A 19,200-nucleotide genomic window follows, 5' to 3' on the forward strand; every position below is an offset into this window, starting at 1 on the left:
CTTCGCCCCCAGGCCATGAACGCCGCCAGCCTCGCCCGACTGCTCCTGCTCGCCGCCATCTGGGGCGCCTCCTTCCTCTTCCTGCGCCTCACCGTGCCCGCCTTCGGCACCGTGTGGACGGTGGAAGTGCGGGTCATCCTGGCCGCCGCCAGCCTCACCCTGTTCGCCTGGTGGAGCGGCGAGGCCCTGCAGTGGCGCCGGCACTGGCGCCAGTACCTGATCATCGGCCTGTGCAACTCGGCCCTGCCCTTCCTGCTCTTTGCCTATGCCGCCCAGAGCCTGGGGGCCGGCCTGCTCTCCATCCTCAATTCCACCTCGCCCCTCTTCGCCGTCATTATCGGCGCCCTGTGGCTGCGCCAGCCCATCCGCGCCGTAACCGTGGCCGGCCTGCTGCTGGGCCTGGGGGGTGTGGCCGTGCTGGCCTGGGACGGGCTGCAGAGCAGCGGCAGTCCCGACGCCTGGCTGCCCATGCTGGCCGCCGCCCTGGCCCCTTCCGCCTACGCCTTCGCCAGCGTGTACAGCCGCCACCACGGCCAGGGCATCACGCCCCTGGCCACCACCCAGGGCAGCATGATCTGCGCCGCCCTGCTGGTGCTGCCCCTGGCCGCGCCCCAGGGCCTGCCGGCGGCGGCCACTCCCACCGCCTGGGGCGCCCTGCTGGGCCTGGCGGTGTTGTGCACGGCCTGGGCCTACCAGCTCTATTTCCGGCTGGTGCACGAAGTGGGGCCCCTGGGCGCCCTCTCGGTGACCTTCCTCATTCCGGTATTCGGCGTGCTGTGGGGGGTGTTGCTGCTGGGAGAAAGGCTGGGCGGCCACCTGCTGCTGGGCGGCTCCCTGGTGCTGTTGGGCACGGCCCTGGCCAACGGCCTGCTGAAGTGGCCGCGGCTGGCCCGCCCGGCCTAGATCAGCGGCTAGCGCGACGCGCCACGACGCCGGCCAGGGCCAGGATTTCCTCGCCTTCGTCGGCAGAAAAGCCTTGCGGCAGGGCCGGCCGGCCGTCACCGGCCAGGGCGGCGGCGACGGAACGGCCCAGGATGGCGCCGTCCGGCAGGATGGGACCGAAGAAGCGCAGTTCGCCGCCCCGGATCACCGCCAGGGTGGGAAAGGTTTCCACGTCCAGGCTGGGCAGGGCGTCCGCCGCATCCTCGATGTCGATCCAGGCCCAGGCGCCCTCATGGCCCGCCGCGGCGGCCGCCGTGGCGGCCTCGAAGCCCCGGCAGACGCCGCACCAGGCGGCGCAGAGCACCAGCACCACCGGCGCTGCCGGCGCCGCAGCGGCAGCGGCAGCAACAGCGACAGCGTCGGGCCATTGCAGGTCGGCAAAGCGCAACAGGGAAACGGGGGACTGGGACATGGTGGCAAAGGCCGCCGCAGCGGCCGCGAAGTGGGCGGGAAAGGCGGCCATTGTGCGCCAATCCCGCCGCCCGGGGGAATGGGTGGCACGGGAAAAGGTGGGGGAACCGGGCGCCGGATCACGGATAGCAGGCCCTGCCGCCCGGCATTGCCAAGGCGGCCCCGGGCGCGGATAATCCGCCCTCCCGCAGGAGAGAGGGGCCCATGCCGCAACCGGCGCCGGGCCTCCGCCGAAGGCGCAAGCTCCCATAATCGCTCAGGCACCAGGAACTGCGGGTTTCGTATTTGCCGTCTGGAGAGCGGCCGGCCGCAACGCGGCGCGGCCCACCGAAGGGGCTAAGCCGGCGCCGTGGGGCGCAGGCCGAAACTCTCAGGTACAAGGACAGGGGGAGAGGCGCATCCGGCAAGGGTCTTCAGCATGGCCTGCCGCCGGACCTTATCTGTAAAGGCGCTTCCGTCATGCCCTGCCACGCCCCAATACCGGCGCACCTGCCGGCCTATTCCCTTTGCTTTGTCGCATCCTGCCTGCCTCTGCGGGGAGGTGTTCCGTGCTGATCACCATCTACCTCATCGCCATCACCGCCGAGGCCATGTCCGGCGCCCTGGCCGCCGGCCGGCGCAACATGGACATCTTCGGCGTCGCCTTCATCGCCTTCGTCACCGCCCTGGGCGGCGGCACCATCCGCGACATGGTGCTGGGCCACTTCCCCATCGGCTGGACCCAGCATCCACCCTACATCTACCTGGTCATTTCCGCCGGCCTGGTGACCACTCTCTTCGCCCGCTTCATGCACCACCTGAAGACCGTCTTCCTGGTGCTGGACGCCCTGGGCCTCATCGCCTTTTCCCTGATCGGCTGCGAAGTGGCCCTGGGCATGGGCTACGCCCCGGTGGTGGTGATCATGGCCGGCATGATCACCGGCATCTTCGGCGGCATCCTGCGGGACGTGCTGTGCAACCAGGTGCCGGTGGTGTTCCGCCAGGAGCTGTACGCCAGCGTCTCCCTGGCCGTGTGCAGCCTCTACCTGGTGCTGCGGGACCTGGGCCTGGGCACGGAGGCCAACACCCTGATCAGCTTCGGCCTGGGCCTGGCCCTGCGCCTCTGCGCCATCTGGCGCGGCTGGAAGCTGCCCACCTTCTCCTACCGCCAGCGCTGGGACTGATGCCGGCCCGGCCCCGGGAAATCCCCGGGGCCCGCCGATTCATTCTTTTGATGGCCGGAAACCGGCCCCGGGCCGCCGGGTCCATCCCTCATCGCCGGGCTTGACCCACCACAACAACGATGAGGAGACCCACCATGCCCCACCGCAGCATTGCCCACATCATCAGCCAGCAGACCCCGGTCACCGCGACCGCCGACCTTACCGTGCGGGAGGCCTGCCAGCGCATGGCCGCCGCCAGGGTCGGCGCCCTGCTGGTGGTGGAACACGGCTTTCTCACCGGCATCTTCACCGAGCGGGACGCCCTCAACCGGGTCCTGGCCCCGGGGCTGGACCCGGAGCACACCCTGCTGTCCGAGGTGATGACCGCCAATCCCCGCGCCGTGCCGCCGGAAAAGCCCCTCTCCTACGCCCTGCACCTGATGCACATCGGCGGCTACCGCCACATGCCGGTGGTGCAGGCTGGGCGCCCCCTGGGCATGGTCTCGGTACGGGACGCCCTGGGGGCGGAAATCTGCGATTTCGAGCGGGACCTGGAATCCCTGGAAAAGATCGCCACCGCCCTGTAGGCCCCGCCTGCCCCGGACTACCGGGCAGGCGCCGGCGCCTCAGGCCGGCGTCTGCCAGTAGCCCGGGTTGCCGTAGGTGTTCTTGAGGAAGTCGATGAACAGCCGCACCCGCAACGGCAGATGGCGGCGCTGGGGAAAGACGGCATAGATGCCCACCGGCGGCGCCGCCCATTCGTCCAGCAGGGACACCAGCCGGCCCGCCGCCAGATCCTCCCCCACCTCCCACACCGAACGCCAGGCCAGGCCGTAGCCGGCCAGGGCCCATTCGTGCAGCACGGCGCCGTCGTTGCACTCCAGGGTGCCCGCCACCTTCAGCACCAGGCTTTCCCCCTCCTTTTCCGGATGGCGGAAGGTCCAGCCCCGCTGCTGGCCGAGGGACAGGCAGTTGTGCCCGGCCAGATCCTCCAGGGCCCGGGGCGTGCCGTGCCGCGCCAGGTAGGCGGGGCTGGCCACCACCACCCGCCGCATGTCCCCCAGCTTCAGGCTCACCAGGCTGGAATCGCTCAGTTCGCCGATGCGCACCGAGAGGTCGATGGCCTCGTTCACCAGATCCACCAGGCGGTCCGTCAGGTCCAGGTTCACGGTCACTTCCGGATTGCCGGAAAGGAAGTCGGCCACCAGGGGCGCCACGTGCTTGCGCCCGAAACCGGCCGGGGCCGAGACCTTGAGGTGGCCGCTGGCCTTGACCCCGCCCAGGCTGACCGAGGCTTCGGCATTGGCCAGGTCATTGAGGATGCGCTGGCAATCCTCCAGGAAAGCGCTGCCCTCGAAGGTGAGGGACAGCTTGCGCGTGGTGCGCACCATCAGCTTCACCCCCAGGCGAGCCTCCAGGGCGTCCAGGCGGCGGCCGATGATGGCCGGGGTCACCCCTTCCTGGGCCGCGGCGGCGGAGAGGCTGCCCTTGGCGGCCACGTTCACGAAGGCATTGATCTGCTTGAAGGCATCCATGGCATTACATACTTAAAGTAAAAGATCATTCGCTGCAATCCTAGCTTATCTTTTACCTCGAGCAACAATAAACTGCGATGCGTAGGCTGATCCATAATCTCCGGATCGACCCGCAAACCCCAAGTCCGACAGAGAAAAAATGACCGCCCCCTGCCCGATCAAAGCCATCGCCTTCGACGCCTACGGAACGCTGTTCGACGTTTATTCCGTCGGCGCCCTGGCCGAGCAGCTTTTCCCGGGCAAGGGGGTGGCGCTCGCCGCCCTGTGGCGCGACAAGCAGATCGAATACAGCCGCATCCGCAGCATGAGCGGCCGCTACAAGCCCTTCTGGGAAGTCACCCAGGACGCCCTCATCTATGCCGGCGCCGCCATCGGCGTGGCCATGGGCGAAACGGAACGGGGCCGGCTGATGAGCCAGTACGCCTGCCTCTCCGCCTTCCCGGAAAACCTGCCGGCCCTCAAGGAACTGAAGACCCTGGGCCTGCCCCTGGCCATCCTCTCCAACGGCACCCGGGCCATGCTCGACATCGCCGTCAAGAGCAGCGGCATGGGCGGCATCTTCGACCACATCCTGTCCGTCGAGATGGTGCAGAAATTCAAGACGGACCCGGAGGTGTACCAGCTGGGACCCGACGCCTTCGACCTGCCGGCCCGGGAAATCCTCTTCGTCTCGGCCAACAGCTGGGATGCCTGCGCCGCCACCTGGTTCGGCTACACCACCTTCTGGATCAACCGTACCGGCCAGCCGCCGGAGCAGCTCAACGTCAGCCCCACGGCCAGCGGCCATCGTCTCTCCGACGTGGTGGCCTTCGTGCGGGAGAACCAGTGATGGAACTCCTCACCATTGCCCTGGTGGGCGGCGGCGCCTTTCTCGCCGGCGGCATGAACGCCATGGCCGGCGGCGGCACCTTCTTCTCCTTCCCCGCCCTGCTCGCCGCCGGGGTGCCCCCGGTCACCGCCAACGCCAGCAATACCGTGGCCCTGTGGCCCGCCAGCCTGTCTTCCGCCTGGGCCTACCGGCGGGAGCTGCTGCGGCACAAGTCCTGGGTCATTCTGCTCACGGTGGTGGCCCTGATCGGCGGCCTCGCCGGCGGCCTGCTGCTGCTGGCCACCTCCAACGCCGCCTTCGCCAAGCTCATCCCCTGGCTGCTGCTCACTGCCACGGCCCTTTTCGCCTTTTCCGGCCAGGTCGCGAAGCTGGTGGCCTGGAGCAAGACCCGCCTGGGCCTCCAGGCCGATCCCGATGCCGGGCGCAGGAGCGTCGGCGGAACCCTCTTTCAGCTCGCCGTATCGATCTACGGCGGCTTTTTCGGTGCCGGCCAGGGCATCCTCATGCTCGCGGCCCTGTCGATCCAGGGCCTGGAGGACATGCAGGAGCTCAACGCCATCAAGAACTGGCTGTCGGCAATCAACTACACGGTGTCGGGCCTCACCTTCATCATCGCCGGAGCCATCAGCTGGCCCCACACGCTGCTGATGCTGGTGACCGCCATGGCCGGCGGCTACGCCGGCGCCGCCCTAGCCCGGCGCCTGCCGGCCCTGTGGCTGCGCCGCCTGGTGGTGGCCGTGGGCACCGTGCTGACGATCATCTACTTCGTCAAAACCTATTTCTGAAATTTCCCTTTTCCCGATTACGCATTTTCAACGATTCAAACTAGGAGAGACCATGAGCCTGAACCTGCCCGCCGGTATGCAAATCACCGCTCCCATCCAGCCCCAGTACGAAAGCATCCTCACCCTGGAGGCCCTGGAGTTCGTCGCCAAGCTGCACCGCGCCTTCGAAGGCCGCCGCCAGGAACTGCTGAAGGCCCGCGTCGAGCGCCAGGCCCGCATCGATGCCGGCGAGATGCCCGACTTCCTGCCCGAGACCAAGCACATTCGCGAGGGTGACTGGAAGGTCGCCCCTTTGCCCGCCGCCCTGGAGCGTCGCCGCACCGAAATCACCGGCCCGGTCGAAGCCAAGATGATCATCAACGCCTTCAACTCCGGCGCTGATTCCTACATGACCGACTTCGAGGATTCCAACTCCCCCAACTGGGACAACCAGATCCAGGGGCAGGTCAACCTCTACCAGGCCATCCGCCGCCAACTCTCCTTCAAGAACGAAGCCGGCAAGGAATACAAGCTCAACGACCAGATCGCCACCCTGCAGATCCGTCCCCGGGGCTGGCACCTGGATGAAAAGCACGTGACCGTGGACGGCCAGCGCGTCGCCGGCGGCATCTTCGACTTCGCCCTGGTCTTCTTCCACAACGCCAAGGAACAGATCGCCCGCGGCGCCGGCCCCTTCTACTACCTGCCGAAGATGGAATCCCATCTGGAAGCCCGCCTGTGGAACGACATCTTCGTCATGGCCCAGGACCACATCGGCCTGCCCCAAGGCACCATCAAGGCCACCGTGCTGGTGGAAACCATCCTCGCCACCTTCGAGATGGAAGAGATCCTCTACGAACTGCGCAACCACTCCGCCGGTCTGAACGCCGGCCGTTGGGACTACATCTTCTCCTGCATCAAGAAGTTCAAGAAGAACAAGGACTTCTGCCTGGCCCAGCGCGGCGTCATCACCATGGAAGTGCCCTTCATGCGCTCCTACGCCCTGGCCCTGGTGCAGGCCTGCCACAAGCGCGGCGCCCCTGCCATGGGCGGCATGAGCGCCCTGATCCCCATCAAGAACGACCCGGTGGCCAATGAGAAGGCCCTGGCCGGCATCCGCCACGACAAGGCCCGCGATGCCAAGGACGGCTTCGACGGCGGCTGGGTGGCCCACCCCGGTCTGGTTTCCATCGCCCACGAAGAGTTCGTCAAGGTCCTGGGCGACAAGCCCAACCAGTGGGAAAAGCAGGTGGAAGGCTCCTTCGGTCCCAAGGACTGGCTCAACTTCCAGCCCGAGCAGCCCATCACCGAAGCCGGCCTGCGCAACAACATCAACGTCGGTATCCACTACCTGGGTTCCTGGCTGGCCGGCAACGGCTGCGTGCCCATCCACAACCTGATGGAAGATGCGGCCACCGCCGAAATCTCCCGCTCCCAGGTGTGGCAGTGGGTGGTCTCTCCCAAGGGCATCCTGGACGACGGCCGCAAGGTCACCGTGGAAATGGTGCGCCCCATGATCGCCGAGGAACTGGCCAAGGTGAAGGCCACCGTTGCAGCCCAGGGCGAAGACACCGCCACCTACGACCAGGCCGCCGTGATCTTCGACAAGATGAGCCTGACCCCGGACTATCCGGAGTTCCTCACCCTGCCGCTGTACGAAGCCATGGCCTAAGCCAGGTCGGCTACCCGCCAAAGAAAAAGCCCCGGGAAACCGGGGCTTTTTTTCAGACTGGGGGCAGGCGTGCGCTACCTAAATGGGTCATGTGCCGAAATCGCCCCCGCCTAATGTCCCAGCAACAGCGCCACCGCCGCGGCAAAATCGTCCACCACCCGGGCAGCCCGGATGTCGCCGGCGCTTTCATCCGCCGGGCGGAACTTGCCTGTGCGCACCAGCACTCCAGGCATACCCACGGCCTGGGCGCCACCGATGTCGTCCCGCAGGTCGTCGCCGATCAGCACCGCCTCGCCGGGAACCACGCCCAGCTCGGCCAGGGCGCCGAGGAAGAAGGGCGCCGCCGGCTTGCCCACCACTTCGGCCCGCACCCCGGCCCCGTATTCCAGGGCGGCGACGAAGGCCCCCAGGTCCAGGGTCAGGCCGTCCGGTTCCTGGAAATAGCGGTTGCGGGCCATGGCGATCAGGGGGCAGCCGGCCTGCAGCAGGCGGAAGGCCCGGTTGAGGGCATCGAAGGTGAAATGTTCTCCCGCATCCCCCAGCACCACCGCGTCCGGCTCGGGGTGGCTGGGACCCACCTCGTCGGCGATGGCCGGATGCACCAGGTAGTGGGGATGCAGCCCCCGCTGGCGCACCAGCTGGGCCGTGGCCCGCACCGCCGTCTGAATTTCTTCCGGCGCCACGGCCAGGCCCATGGAGTGCAGCAACTGCACCAGGGCCTGGCGTGGCGACCGGGTGGTATTGGTGAGAAAGCGCAGGGGCAGGCCGCTGGCGCGCAGGCGCTGCAGAGCCGCGGCGGCGCCGGGCACGGGGCGGTCGCCCACGTGCAGCACTCCGGCCAGGTCGATCAGCACGGCCCGGGGCTTTTGCGGCAGGGGCGGTGCCGACGGGACGGGATCGGGCTCAGCCATGGAAGCGGGCGTTGAGTTCGTCCACCACCTCGGCCCAGTCCGCGTCCTCCAGGATTTCCTCCCGCAGGAAGGCCGCCTGGGAGGGCGTCCAGAAGGGCGCGTCGGCCAGCAGCACATTTTCCGGCAGGGGGCCGTGCTGCTCGATGAAGCGGTTGATGGAGAGCCCGTCGGCCGGCAGGCCGAGCTGGGCAAAGAGATTGCTCATGGTCGGGGTAGGGAAGTCCATGCTTGACCTCCAGTTGGTAATGACGAGAAGCTAGCGGCTGCACCTACAACTATAGAACCCCGGACGGCGGCGAAGTTCACCCGCGGCCGAGCCGGGACCAAAAATCCCCATGGAAATCCTCGTCGACATCATCCTCAAGGCCGGCCGCTCCGCCGTCGAACTGTCCCTTTTCGTGCTGCTGCCGGTGATGGTGGTGATGCTCTCCCTGATGCGCCTGCTGGAGGCCCGGGGCGTGGTGGACAAGGTGGTGGCCTGGCTGGCCCCGGCCCTGAAACCCTTCGGCCTCACCGGCCTGGGGGTGTTCGCCGCCCTGCAGATCAACTTCGTCAGCTTCGCCGCCCCCATGGCCACCCTTTCCATGATGGAGCAGCGGGGCGTCTCCAACCGCCACATCGCCGCCACCCTGGCCATGGTCTTCGCCATGTCCCAGGCCAATGCTGCCTTTCCCATGATGACCATGGGCCTCAACTTCGGTACCACCCTGGTCTTTTCCCTCCTCGGCGGCCTGGTGGCCGCGGCGGCCACCTACTACCTCTTCGGCCGCGGCCTCTCGGCGGAGGAGGCGCGGCTGGACGAAACCCTGCACCACCCGGTGGCGGAAGACGCCAAGGGCGTGCTCGACGTCATCAACCGGGCCGGGGCCGAGGCCTTCAAGATCGCCGTGGGCGCCATTCCCATGCTGGTGCTGTCCCTGGTGGCGGTCACCGCCCTGAAGCGCTTCGGCGCCATCGACCTGCTGACCCAGTGGCTGACCCCGCTGCTGGCCCTGGCGGCCATCGACCCGGTGCTGATCCTGCCCAGCCTGACCAAGGTCCTGGCCGGCGGCACCGCCATGATGGGGGTGATGGACGACATGCGGCGCAGCGGCCAGGTCAGCGCCGAACTGCTCAACGCCAGCGCCGGCTGGCTGATCCATCCCTTCGACGTGCCCGGGGTGGCGGTGATCATCTCCGCCGGCCGCCGCGTCGCCGCCGTGTGGAAGCCGGCAGCCCTGGGCGCCTGCGTCGGCATCGGCGTACGCACCCTGGGCCACATCCTGGCCGCCTAGGGCCGCAATGACACACTGTTACGAAAAATTCACGCCGGGCCCGCACCGGCTGTGGCAAAGTTGCGCCATGGACCTCCTGACCCGCACCTGTTCCGCCTCCCGACGCCGCCGGCATTTTGCCCGGTCGCCGTCGCTCGTCCCCAGGTAAGGCAGCATCCCCGAAGTCCTCCGACTTCCCTACCCAAAGGCCACGGCAACCCCGTGGCCTTTTTGTTTTTTCACCATCCCGCAAGGAGAAAGAAGCAATGGAAACACCCTTCGCCGCCGACCCTGCCGCCAACGCCCTGATGTGGATCACCCAGCGCCCCCAGCTGGTCTTCGCCGAAGGGCGCGGCTCCTGGCTGGTGGACCAGCAGGGCAAGCGCTATCTGGACTTCGTCCAGGGCTGGGCGGTGAACTGCCTGGGCCACGGCCATCCGGCCATCGTCGAGGCCCTGGCGAGCCAGGCCGGCAAGCTGATCAACCCCAGTCCGGCCTTCTACAACGAACCCAGCCTGAAGCTGGCTGCCGGCCTGGCGGCCCACTCCTGTTTCGACCGGGTCTTCTTCGCCAGCACCGGGGCCGAGGCCAACGAGGGCGCCATCAAGCTGGCGCGCAAGTGGGGGCAGAAGCACAAGGGCGGCGCCCACGAGATCATCACCTTCGCCGGCGGCTTCCACGGCCGCACCCTGGCCACCATGTCGGCCTCCGGCAAGCCGGGCTGGGACACCCTGTTCGCGCCCCAGGTGCCGGGCTTTCCCAAGGCCCAGCTGAACGACCTGGATTCGGTGGCGGCCCTCATCAACGAGCGCACCGTGGCCATCATGCTGGAGCCGATCCAGGGCGAAGGCGGGGTGGTGCCGGCCAGTGCGGAATTCCTGCAACTGTTGCGGCAGATCTGCGATGACCGGGGCCTGCTGCTGATCGTGGACGAGGTGCAGACCGGCATGGGCCGCACCGGCAAGCTCTTCGCCCACCAGCACGCCGGCATCGAGCCGGACATCATGACCCTGGGCAAGGGCATCGGCGGCGGCGTGCCCCTCTCGGCCCTGCTGGCCAAGGAATCGGTCTGCTGCTTCGAGGCCGGCGACCAGGGCGGCACCTACAACGGCAATCCGCTGATGACCGCCGTCGGCGCCGCCGTGCTGGAAGTGCTGACGGCCCCCGGCTTCCTCGCTGAGGTGGCGGCCAAGGGCGAGTACCTGGGCGCCGGATTGCAGCGCCTCTCCGACCGGCTCGGCCTCCGGGGCGAACGGGGCCAAGGCCTGCTGCGGGCCCTGCTGCTGGCCGACGAGCGGGGCCCGGCCATCGTCGAGGCGGCCCGGGAGCGGGGCCCCGAGGGTCTGCTGCTCAACGCGCCGCGGCCTCACCTGCTGCGCTTCATGCCGTCCCTGACGGTGAGCCGGGAGGAGATCGACCAGATGCTGGCCTGGCTGGAGGAACTGCTGCGGGCCTGAGGCGGCCCAAGCCCTGTCCGGCCGCCCCAAGCGGCCGGACCAACTCTGTTACAGGCAGGCCCGCCCGTCCCCGGCATAATGCCGCCCTGAGTCGTCCCATCCCGTGCCGCACCGCGGCGCCTGCCCAACCCCAGCCCAACGCCCGGAACACCGATGCGCAAAAAAATCCTGCTTCTCTCCCTGGCCCTGCCCCTGCTGCTCACCGCCTGCGGCGAGCCGGCCGACACCCATCCGGACAAGCCCGTGACCCAGCGCCGGGCAGCCTTCAACACCATCCTCAAGGCCTTCGAGCCCATGGGCATGATGCTGCGGGACAAGCGCTACGACGCCAATACTTTCCTGCAATCGGCGGAAAAGCTGGAGGCAGCCAAGGAAGGGCCGTGGCGCCATTTCACCGCCGACAGCAACTACCCGCCGACCAAGGCCACGGACAAGGTGTGGAGCGAGGCGGCCCAGTTCGAAACGGAACGCCAGGGCTTCCTCGCCGCCACCGGCAAGCTGCTGGAAGCGGCCCGCAGCAAGGACGAAGCCAAGGTGCGCCCGGCCTACGAGGCGGTGCACGATGCCTGCCGCAGCTGCCACAAGACCTTCAAGAAATAAGGCCCGCGGGCCGGTGGGAGCCGGCCCGCTTTCTCCTGCACCTGGCTTCGGCCGCCCGCACTGACCAGCGGCCACCCCCATTGGCCGGGGCTCACCCGCCGCGCTCGCCGGCGTTCGCCGCTGCCCGCGGCCGGGGCGAACGCCAGTCCTTTCCCCACGCCTGACGGCGCTGCCGCTGTTCCTGCGACACGGCCATCCTTACCACCAGGGCCTGCCCGGCCATCCAGGCAGGGAGCCATTCTTCAGAGACTCATTCGCCACTGCGGCGCCGGCGCCAGGCCTCCAGCAAAGGGCGGCTGCGACCATTGCCTGGAGCCGCCTCCACGGCAGGCCCGGCCGCGAGCGGCGTCCCGTCTGCCTGGGGGGCCGGGCCGTCCTGCACCTCGCCGCTGACCCAAGCCCGACGCAGGGCGGCGCCGCAGCGGGCGCTATTCACCCCGGCGGCCCGTTCCAGGGCCTGCCGGGCCAGGATGCCGTAGAGCTGCCGGTCGGCGCTGATCCAGGGATAGAAGCCGAAGGCGCCGGCACTGGAAAAGGCGCCGTCGTCTCCCGGGCCGTCCTCCACCCAGTGGTGCAGGCTGTAATGCCAGGGCCGGGGCACCGGGCTGCGCACCGCCCCGGGGCAGCTGCCCGGCTGGGTGCATACCGCCTGGGTGCCGAGCAGATGCCCCAGTTGCAGGCTGCCGCCCATGAGCCCCCGCAGGAAGGCGGCGTAGCCGTTGGCGGAGGCGGCCATGCCGCCGGCGGGCTGGGGACTGCGATAGTCGATGCCGGCCGCCGCCGGCAGCACCCGGTGCAGATCCCGGTTGAGGGCGGCCAGGTCCAGGTCGCCCAGGCCCAGGCCCACTGCCAGTTTCTGGGCGTGGCCGCCGCCGTAGCTGAAATGGCCCACGTGGGCCGGGTCCCGCCCCCCGTTGTCGCCCTGGGCGAGGCACTCGGCCACGGTCTTGCTGCGCACGCAGGAGCGGTGCTGCAGGCGGTCGTCGCCGGCCTGCATCTGCAGGGCCTGCACCGCCTGGGGCGGCAGGCGGCCGTCGTAACGCTGCGCCGCATAGGCGCCGAACACCCACTTGGAGGCGGAGGCGATGGGCATCACCGTGTCGGCGCCGATCTGACGTGCCCCCGGGCTGCCGCGGCTGCCCCGAGCCAGGGGGCCGCGGCGGTCGCCTATTTCCCAGTAGAAACTGCCCAGGCCTTGGCACAGGGGCGAGCGGTCCAGGGTCTGCTCCACAGCGGCGCGGCGGCTGTCCGTATCGGCCGCCCAGGCGCCGGCGGCCGCGGCCAGCCAGCAGGGCAGGAAGAGGAGAAGGAGGTGGTGGTGGCGGAAGGTCATGGCGCGGCACCGGGGAAAATGAAAGATGCCGTCAGGATAAGGGGCCGCCGATGGAGCATGGGTAAGCAGGTGTAAGCAATTGCAAACACCGGCGGCGCCTGCCGCCGGTGTCGCCTGGCCGGTGCGGCTTCAAGGCTCCAGGCGTTTGGCCAGGACTTCGTCCACCCGGTTCTTTTCCATGTCCATGACCTCGAAGCGCCAGCCGGCCCACTCGAAGGATTCGGTCTTCTTGGGGATGCGCCCCAGCTGGTACACCACGAAGCCGCCGACGGTGTGGTAATTGCCCAGCTCCTCTTCCGGCAGCTCGGCCAGGCCCAGCAGTTCCTTCAGCTCGTCGATGGGCAGCAGGCCGTCCAGCAGCCAGCTGCCGTCGCTGCGCTGCAGGGCCATGGGCGCCTCGACGGCGCCGGAGAGGACGTCGCCCACCACGGTACCCATGAGGTCGGAGAGGGTCACCAGGCCCTCGGTGCCGCCGAATTCGTTCACCACCAGGGCAATCTGGGTCTGGTTGGCCTTGAAGAATTCCAGCAGGCCGATCAGGGACAGGCTGTTGGGCACGTAGAAGGGCGCGTTGGGAGACAGCTTGCCGAAATCCAGGCTGCCGTCCCGCAGCAGGGCCTGCAACAGTTCACGACCCTCGACGAAGCCCAGGGGGGTACCCAGGCCGCCCTTGCACACCAGGAAGCGGGACACGGCCCGCTCCTGCAGCACCTTCATGTTGGCCTCCCGGGGCAGGGTCAGGTCCAGGTAGGCGATGCCGGTGGCCGGAGTCATGATGGCGCCGACCCGGCGGTTGTCGAGGCGGAAGACGTTGCCCAGGATTTCGCTCTCGGTCTGGTCCAGCACCCCTTCCTTGCGCCCGGATTCGATGAGGAAGCGGATCTCGTCCGCCGCCGATGCCTCGGCCGAGCCCTTGCTGGGAAAGAGGTCGAGGATGCGGTCGGAAACCCAGGAGACGATCCACACCAGGGGCCGGGACAGGCGCAGCAGCCACACCACCGTACCGGCCAGGGCCACCGCCGTGGCCTCGGGCTTGGCCAGGGCCAGGCGCTTGGGCACCACTTCGCCGAAGACCAGGGTGAAGAAGGTGATCACCGTCACCACGCCGCCCAGGGCCAGGCCGTAGGCCAGGCTGTCGCCCAGGCCCAGGCTCTGCCGCAGCCATTCCTCGGCCCGGGGCACCCACAGGGATTCGCCGAAGACGCCGGAAAGCATGGCCAGGGCGGTGATGCCCAGCTGGGTGGTGGCCAGCAGGCGGCTGGGATGCTGGCGGAAGCGCAGCACCGTGCCGGCCCCCAGGGAGCCTTCTTCGGCCAGCATGGCCAGGTGGGAATTGCGGCTGGCGCCCACGGCCATTTCAGCCAGGGACAGCAGGCCGCTGCTCAATACGAGAAAAACCAGAATCCAGATATCCATGATGCCTCCAGGTGCCCGCAATCCTTGCTGGGGGCCGGTTGGCCGCCGGAGACGGGCACAACAGCGTCATTCTACCCCGGCCCGGCAACGGCGCCCGGGCCTGGGGGAGCACCATTCCCCATACAAAAGTATCGTATCCAAGAACTTTTAAGGCCTTAAAGATATTTCCAGGCAGGAATACACTGGCGACCTTTCCCCATTTCCCGGAGGCGCCATGCTTGCCGCCCTCACCCAACTCCTGCTGTTCCAGCTGGCCGGCGAAGTCATCGCCCACGGCCTGGGCATCTCCGTGCCCGGTCCCGTCATCGGCATGGTGCTGCTGTTCGCCTTCCTGGTGCTGTGCCAGGGGCCCGGCCACGACCTGCAGCACACCTCCCAGAACCTGCTCGCCCACCTCTCCCTGTTGTTCGTGCCCGCCGGCACCGGGGTCATGCTGCATCTGCACCGCCTGCAGGACGAGTGGCTGCCCATCCTGCTCTCCCTGCTGCTGAGCACCGCCGTCACCCTGGCCCTCACCGGCCTGCTGCTCAAGGCCCTGAGCCGCCGCGCCGCCCCCGGAGGGGAGACCCGGCCATGAGCGCGCCTCTCGCCACCGCCCTCGGCGCGCCCCTGGCCCAGATCTGGGTCTATCTTTCCGCCTCGCCCCTGCTGGGCCTCACCGTCACCCTGCTGGCCTACCAGGGCGCCTTCGCCCTCTACCGCAAGGCAAAATTTCACCCGGCGGCCAACCCGGTGCTGCTGGCGGTGGCTTTCCTGGTGGCCCTGCTGGCCATCACCGGCACGCCCTACCAGACCTATTTCGACGGCGCCCAGTTCGTGCACTTCCTCCTCGGCCCGGCCACCGTGGCCCTGGCCATTCCCCTCTACGCCCAGATCAAGCGGGTCAAGGCCATGTTCTGGCCCATCCTCATCGCCCTGGTGGCGGGCTGCCTCACCGCCGCCCTCTCGGCCATGGCGGTGGGCAAGCTTTTCGGCGCCAGCCTGGCCACCCTGCTGTCCCTGGCGCCCAAGTCGGTGACCACGCCCATTGCCATGGGCATCGCCGAACGCACCGGCGGCCTGCCGTCCCTCACCGCGGTGCTGGTCATCACCACCGGCATCCTCGGCGCCGTGGGCGCCCGCTACCTGTTCGACGCCCTCAACATCAAGGATCACGCCGTGCGCGGCTTCGCCATCGGCATCGCCTCCCACGGCATCGGTACCGCCCGGGCCTTCCAGGTGAGCGAACAGTGCGGCGCCTTCGCCGCCCTGGCCATGGGCCTCAACGGCGCCCTCACCGCCCTGCTGCTGCCCGTGGTGCTGCCGTGGGTGAAGAGCTGGCTGGGCTGATGCCCTGAGGGCCAGAAGGGATGCGGCTGCCGGCCATGGCACGGCGGGCATGCCCGTCCCTGCTGGCTGACGGAGCCCCCCTCCTATAGCTTCGTGTATTTCACCGCCCGCCCCTGCACCTTTTCCGGCGGGTATTTCTGGCGGTTGAGTTCCATCTTTTCGGCGAAGGCCGCGGCCAGGTCGATTTCCAGCAGGTCGGCGACCCGGATCACGCCCATCAGCACGTCCGACAGTTCGTGCCCCACTTCCCGCCGCTGTTCCGGGGTCAGCTTGAAGCTGTCGGCCTCGGACAGCCACTGGAAATGCTCCAGCACCTCGCCGGCCTCCAGGGTCATGGCGATGGCCAGGTTCTTCGGGTTGTGGTGTTGATCCCAGCCCCGCTCGCTGACGAATTGACGGACGACGGCTCGCAGTTCTTCCAGTTGGCTCATGGCGGCAGGGGCAAGGAATGGGAAGCCGCCATGATAGCGGAGCCGTGGGGCTGGGCCCTCCTCCGCCCCCTGGCCGAATGCCTGGGCAGCCATTGCGTAACGCCAATGGCATAATTGCATTTTCTCCGTAGCGCGCCCGCCATGCTCGATACCCTCTACGGCAAGACCTTCCTCATTCTCACCATCCAGCTGGCCCTGACCTGGGCCAGCACCTTCCTCTTCATCCTCTGGCTGCGCCAGCGCTACTACGCCCGGGCGGCCTGGGTCGGCGGCAGTCCGCTGGAATCCGGCGAGCTGGACCTGGAGCTGGACTGGCAGGCCGTCGCCCCCTGGTTCTGGCTGCTGCTGGGGGTGGATGTGGCGGTCTTTCTACTGCTGCTCTTCGTCGGCCAGCACCACCTGGCCATCGGCCTGCCCCTCTTCTGCCTGTGGTCGCTGCTGACGGGCATCGAGCTGGCCCTGGCCCTGGTGTCGGTGGACGAGAACCTGGGGGGCAAGGTCCTGGCCCTCACCGCCATGCTCACCTTCGCCGCCTTCCTGGTGGGCGCCTATGCCGGCATCGACTTTTCCTTTCTCGGCAGCACCCTCTTCGCCGGCCTCACCCTGGTGCTCCTGGGGGGCCTCTACCGCCTGCTGTTTTCCATCTCCGACGGCTGGCGACGCCTGCTGGCCCTGTTCGGCTGCGCCGTCTTCGTCGGCTACCTGGTGTTCGACTTCAACCGCCTCACCCGCAGCCCCCGCAACGACTGGGAAAAGGCCCTGGACCTGGCCATCAGTCTGTACCTGGACATCATCAACCTGTTCCTCCATCTGCTGGACCTGCTGCATCGCTGAAGCGGCGCCGGCCATGGCATAATCGCGCCCCTCCCGGCGCCGCGGCGCCCGGACGGCGGCGCCTTCTCCCGGGTTTCCAGACGCCCCGTCCCGTTCCCTGAGCCCGATCTTCTTGCACAGGAGCAAGCTATGGTCGGCTATTGGCTGATTCTCGCCGTGGCGGTGGTCACGGAAATCCTCTGGGCCCTGAGCCTCAAATACATCCAGCAGCATCCCGGCCCCTGGCCCGTGGCCGCCTCCCTCGGCCTGACCCTGGTGAACATGGCCCTGCTCTCCCTGGCCATGCGGGGCATTCCCGCCGGCGTCGCCTACGCGGTGTGGACCGGCCTCGGTGCCGTCGGCGTCGCCATCTGCGGCGCCCTCTTCTTCGGCGACCAGCTCAACGGCGGCCAGATGGGCGCCATGGCGGTGGTCATCGCCGGCGTGGTCGGCATGAAGCTGGCCACCGGCTGAGACGGCAGCAGGACCGGACCGGCGGCGGCCCCTGTGCGGCGGCCGCCGCCGGCATTACACTGGACGTTCCGCCACGCCCGTACGTCCGCCCATGCAGGACCCCATCACCACTGCCGCCCAGTACGTGCTCGAAGCCGACGGCCTGCTCATAACGGCCGGCGCCGGCATGGGCATCGATTCGGGCCTGCCGGACTTCCGCGGCCCGGAAGGCTTCTGGCGGGCCTATCCGGCCCTGGGGCTGCAGCGCCTGATGTTCGAGGAAATCGCCTGCCCCGACGCCTTCGTGCGGGACCCGGAGCAGGCCTGGGGCTTCTACGCCCATCGCCTCAACCTCTACCGCCGCACCACGCCCCACGCCGGCTTCGCCCTGCTGCGGGCCATGGCCGAGCGCCTGGAGCGGGGCGCCTTCGTCTTCACCAGCAACGTGGACGGCCAGTTCCAGAAGGCCGGCTTCGACGAACTGCAGGTGGCCGAATGCCACGGCAGCCTGCACCACCTGCAGTGCTTCCACGACTGCCGGGGCCACATCTGGCCGGCGGCGGATTTCGCGCCGGAGGTGGACGAGGCCCGCTGCCGCCTGCGCTCGCCCCTCCCCCGCTGCCCCGACTGCGGCGCCCTGGCCCGGCCCAACGTGCTCATGTTCGGCGACTGGAACTGGCAGTCTGGCCGCACCGAAGTGCAGCGCCAGCGCCTGGAAAACTGGCTGGCCACGGTGCAACGCCCGGTGGTGATCGAGCTGGGGGCCGGCACCGCCATCCCCACGGTGCGCTGGTTCGGCGAAATGCGCGGCGCCCCCCTGATCCGCATCAATCCCGGCGAAGCGGAGGTGTGCACCGACCGCGGCGTCAGCCTGCCCCTGGGCGCCCACGTCGGTCTCCAGGCCATGGCCCGGGAACTGCGGGCCGCCGGCTTTCTCGATTGACCGCCGTTGATGCATCTCCATCGCCACCCCGGGCTTGAAGCCGGCGCCGCCGCCCCCAACTCCATGCCGTCATTGCTCCCTGCCATCGCCATGCCCAGCCGCCACCGTTGCCTCGCCCTGCTCCTCCTCGCTGCCCTGAACGCCGCGCCCCTGGCCGCCCAGGAAGGCATCGACGTGGGCAAGCCTTCGGCCCTGCGCCGGCTGGTGCCGGCGGAGCAGATCGAGCGCCAGGCCGGCCAGGAATACGAGCAGCTGAAGCAGCAGGCCGCCCGGCAGCGGGCCCTGGCGCCGGCGGACCATCCCCAGGCGCGGCGCCTGCAGGCCATCGCCCGGCGCCTGATCCCCTTCGCCGAGCGCTTCAACCCCCGGGCCGGGCAATGGCGCTGGGAAGTGAACCTGATCGGCTCCCGGGACATCAACGCCTTCTGCATGCCCGGCGGCAAGATCGCCTTTTTCACCGGCCTGGTGGAAGGCCTGAAGCTGACGGACGACGAGATCGCCGTGGTCATGGGCCACGAAATGGCCCACGCCCTGCGCGAGCACGCCCGGGAGCAGACGGCCAAGAGCGGCCTGACCCAGCTGGGCGCCAGCCTCCTCGGCCAGTTCGTTGGCCGGGGCCAGTACGCCGACCTGTTCCAGTTCGGCGGCAACATGCTGAGCCTGAAATTTTCCCGGGACGACGAGAGCGAGGCCGATCTGGTGGGCCTGGACCTGGCGGCCCGGGCCGGCTATGACCCGCGGGCCGGCATCAGCCTGTGGCAGAAGATGGGCCAGGCCTCCGGGGGCGGCGGCAACCTGGCCTGGTTCTCCACCCACCCCGCCGGCAAGGACCGCATCGGCGACATCCGCCGCCACCTGCCCCAGGTCATGCCCCTGTACGAGAACGCCCGCAAAGCCACGGAGAAAAAGTAGGCATTTGGCGGCAAATGTCTCGTATTTCACGGAAATTGCCCCATGCCGGTGCTA

General features: G+C 68.7%; 22 protein-coding genes and 1 riboswitch. Of the genes, 15 read left to right on the forward strand and 7 right to left on the reverse strand.

What is annotated here, in order from left to right:
* The first annotated feature begins 15 nt into the window (after positions 1-15).
* Positions 16-903 carry a DMT family transporter gene (locus AC3QLZ_RS06745; protein ID WP_014235139.1) on the forward strand — a complete coding sequence of 296 codons (888 nt, stop codon included), beginning with the start codon at positions 16-18 and terminating at the stop codon, positions 901-903.
* Between the two features lies 1 nt (position 904).
* Here the strand turns inward: AC3QLZ_RS06745 and AC3QLZ_RS06750 are convergent, their stop codons facing one another.
* Positions 905-1,405: a thioredoxin domain-containing protein gene (locus tag AC3QLZ_RS06750; RefSeq protein ID WP_014235140.1), complete on the reverse strand. Its 501-nt coding sequence runs from the start codon at positions 1,403-1,405 to the stop codon at positions 905-907.
* Between the two features lie 126 nt (positions 1,406-1,531).
* Positions 1,532-1,636: riboswitch (glycine riboswitch) on the forward strand.
* A gap of 265 nt (positions 1,637-1,901) precedes the next feature.
* Here AC3QLZ_RS06750 and AC3QLZ_RS06755 point away from each other — a divergent pair.
* Together AC3QLZ_RS06755 and AC3QLZ_RS06760 are read left to right on the forward strand one after the other, a co-directional pair.
* Complete coding sequence (locus tag AC3QLZ_RS06755; RefSeq protein ID WP_014235141.1) at positions 1,902-2,516, forward strand: trimeric intracellular cation channel family protein; 615 nt, start codon at positions 1,902-1,904, stop codon at positions 2,514-2,516.
* 134 nt (positions 2,517-2,650) lie between these two features.
* A complete protein-coding gene (locus AC3QLZ_RS06760; RefSeq protein WP_014235142.1) occupies positions 2,651-3,082 on the forward strand; it encodes a CBS domain-containing protein in 432 nt (143 codons plus the stop codon).
* Between the two features lie 39 nt (positions 3,083-3,121).
* Here the strand turns inward: AC3QLZ_RS06760 and AC3QLZ_RS06765 are convergent, their stop codons facing one another.
* On the reverse strand, positions 3,122-4,030 hold the full coding sequence (locus tag AC3QLZ_RS06765; protein ID WP_014235143.1) for a LysR family transcriptional regulator: 909 nt from the start codon (positions 4,028-4,030) through the stop codon (positions 3,122-3,124).
* 139 nt (positions 4,031-4,169) lie between these two features.
* On the opposite strand from AC3QLZ_RS06765, the gene AC3QLZ_RS06770 reads away from it, so the two are divergent.
* The 3 genes from AC3QLZ_RS06770 to aceB are packed head-to-tail and all read left to right on the forward strand — an operon-like array spanning position 4,170 to position 7,295.
* The gene (locus tag AC3QLZ_RS06770; RefSeq protein WP_014235144.1) at positions 4,170-4,859 is read left to right on the forward strand and encodes a haloacid dehalogenase type II; all 690 of its coding nucleotides are present in this window, start codon (positions 4,170-4,172) and stop codon (positions 4,857-4,859) included.
* Positions 4,859-5,644: a sulfite exporter TauE/SafE family protein gene (locus AC3QLZ_RS06775; protein ID WP_014235145.1), complete on the forward strand. Its 786-nt coding sequence runs from the start codon at positions 4,859-4,861 to the stop codon at positions 5,642-5,644. Before AC3QLZ_RS06770 ends, AC3QLZ_RS06775 begins: the two co-directional genes overlap by 1 nt.
* Positions 5,645-5,696: 52 nt before the next feature.
* Positions 5,697-7,295, forward strand: a complete 1,599-nt coding sequence (gene aceB, locus AC3QLZ_RS06780) for a malate synthase A (RefSeq protein ID WP_014235146.1) — start codon at positions 5,697-5,699, stop codon at positions 7,293-7,295.
* A gap of 110 nt (positions 7,296-7,405) precedes the next feature.
* Here the strand turns inward: aceB and AC3QLZ_RS06785 are convergent, their stop codons facing one another.
* Together AC3QLZ_RS06785 and AC3QLZ_RS06790 are read right to left on the reverse strand one after the other, a co-directional pair.
* Positions 7,406-8,206, reverse strand: a complete 801-nt coding sequence (locus AC3QLZ_RS06785; protein ID WP_014235147.1) for a TIGR01458 family HAD-type hydrolase — start codon at positions 8,204-8,206, stop codon at positions 7,406-7,408.
* Positions 8,199-8,432: a DUF2789 domain-containing protein gene (locus AC3QLZ_RS06790; RefSeq protein ID WP_014235148.1), complete on the reverse strand. Its 234-nt coding sequence runs from the start codon at positions 8,430-8,432 to the stop codon at positions 8,199-8,201. The genes AC3QLZ_RS06785 and AC3QLZ_RS06790 overlap by 8 nt, the downstream gene beginning before the upstream one ends.
* Before the next feature lie 109 nt (positions 8,433-8,541).
* Between AC3QLZ_RS06790 and AC3QLZ_RS06795 the strand changes: the two genes are divergently transcribed.
* The 3 genes from AC3QLZ_RS06795 (at position 8,542) to AC3QLZ_RS06805 (ending at position 11,516) form a co-directional block, all read left to right on the forward strand.
* Positions 8,542-9,480, forward strand: a complete 939-nt coding sequence (locus tag AC3QLZ_RS06795) for a hypothetical protein (RefSeq protein ID WP_014235149.1) — start codon at positions 8,542-8,544, stop codon at positions 9,478-9,480.
* A gap of 245 nt (positions 9,481-9,725) precedes the next feature.
* Complete coding sequence (locus AC3QLZ_RS06800; protein ID WP_014235150.1) at positions 9,726-10,916, forward strand: acetylornithine transaminase; 1,191 nt, start codon at positions 9,726-9,728, stop codon at positions 10,914-10,916.
* Positions 10,917-11,069: 153 nt separating this feature from the next.
* The gene (locus AC3QLZ_RS06805; RefSeq protein WP_014235151.1) at positions 11,070-11,516 is read left to right on the forward strand and encodes a c-type cytochrome; all 447 of its coding nucleotides are present in this window, start codon (positions 11,070-11,072) and stop codon (positions 11,514-11,516) included.
* Positions 11,517-11,766: 250 nt separating this feature from the next.
* Here AC3QLZ_RS06805 and AC3QLZ_RS06810 read toward each other — a convergent pair whose 3' ends face one another.
* The gene (locus AC3QLZ_RS06810; protein ID WP_014235152.1) at positions 11,767-12,849 is read right to left on the reverse strand and encodes a hypothetical protein; all 1,083 of its coding nucleotides are present in this window, start codon (positions 12,847-12,849) and stop codon (positions 11,767-11,769) included.
* 129 nt (positions 12,850-12,978) lie between these two features.
* Positions 12,979-14,265, reverse strand: coding sequence for a hemolysin family protein (locus tag AC3QLZ_RS06815; protein WP_014235153.1), 1,287 nt, complete (start codon positions 14,263-14,265; stop codon positions 12,979-12,981).
* Between the two features lie 214 nt (positions 14,266-14,479).
* Here AC3QLZ_RS06815 and AC3QLZ_RS06820 point away from each other — a divergent pair, with 214 nt between their 5' ends.
* Both AC3QLZ_RS06820 and AC3QLZ_RS06825 read left to right on the forward strand, forming a co-directional pair.
* Positions 14,480-14,842 (forward strand): CidA/LrgA family protein, encoded by a 363-nt coding sequence (locus AC3QLZ_RS06820; RefSeq protein ID WP_014235154.1) that lies wholly within the window; start codon positions 14,480-14,482, stop codon positions 14,840-14,842.
* Positions 14,839-15,594, forward strand: a complete 756-nt coding sequence (locus AC3QLZ_RS06825) for an LrgB family protein (protein WP_014235155.1) — start codon at positions 14,839-14,841, stop codon at positions 15,592-15,594. Before AC3QLZ_RS06820 ends, AC3QLZ_RS06825 begins: the two co-directional genes overlap by 4 nt.
* Positions 15,595-15,677: 83 nt before the next feature.
* Here AC3QLZ_RS06825 and AC3QLZ_RS06830 read toward each other — a convergent pair whose 3' ends face one another.
* Positions 15,678-16,025, reverse strand: a complete 348-nt coding sequence (locus AC3QLZ_RS06830) for a nucleotide pyrophosphohydrolase (RefSeq protein WP_014235156.1) — start codon at positions 16,023-16,025, stop codon at positions 15,678-15,680.
* Between the two features lie 141 nt (positions 16,026-16,166).
* Here AC3QLZ_RS06830 and AC3QLZ_RS06835 point away from each other — a divergent pair, with 141 nt between their 5' ends.
* From AC3QLZ_RS06835 to AC3QLZ_RS06850, 4 genes are all read left to right on the forward strand, one after another.
* Positions 16,167-16,859: a Bax inhibitor-1 family protein gene (locus AC3QLZ_RS06835; RefSeq protein WP_014235157.1), complete on the forward strand. Its 693-nt coding sequence runs from the start codon at positions 16,167-16,169 to the stop codon at positions 16,857-16,859.
* A gap of 129 nt (positions 16,860-16,988) precedes the next feature.
* On the forward strand, positions 16,989-17,312 hold the full coding sequence (locus AC3QLZ_RS06840; RefSeq protein ID WP_014235158.1) for a DMT family transporter: 324 nt from the start codon (positions 16,989-16,991) through the stop codon (positions 17,310-17,312).
* 91 nt (positions 17,313-17,403) lie between these two features.
* Entirely contained in the window at positions 17,404-18,234 is an 831-nt protein-coding gene (locus AC3QLZ_RS06845; protein ID WP_014235159.1) for an SIR2 family NAD-dependent protein deacylase, read from the forward strand.
* A gap of 9 nt (positions 18,235-18,243) precedes the next feature.
* Positions 18,244-19,146, forward strand: a complete 903-nt coding sequence (locus AC3QLZ_RS06850; protein ID WP_202945978.1) for a M48 family metallopeptidase — start codon at positions 18,244-18,246, stop codon at positions 19,144-19,146.
* The last annotated feature ends 54 nt before the right edge of the window (positions 19,147-19,200 follow it).

The organism is Azospira sp. MPR-LB4, assembly GCF_058809525.1.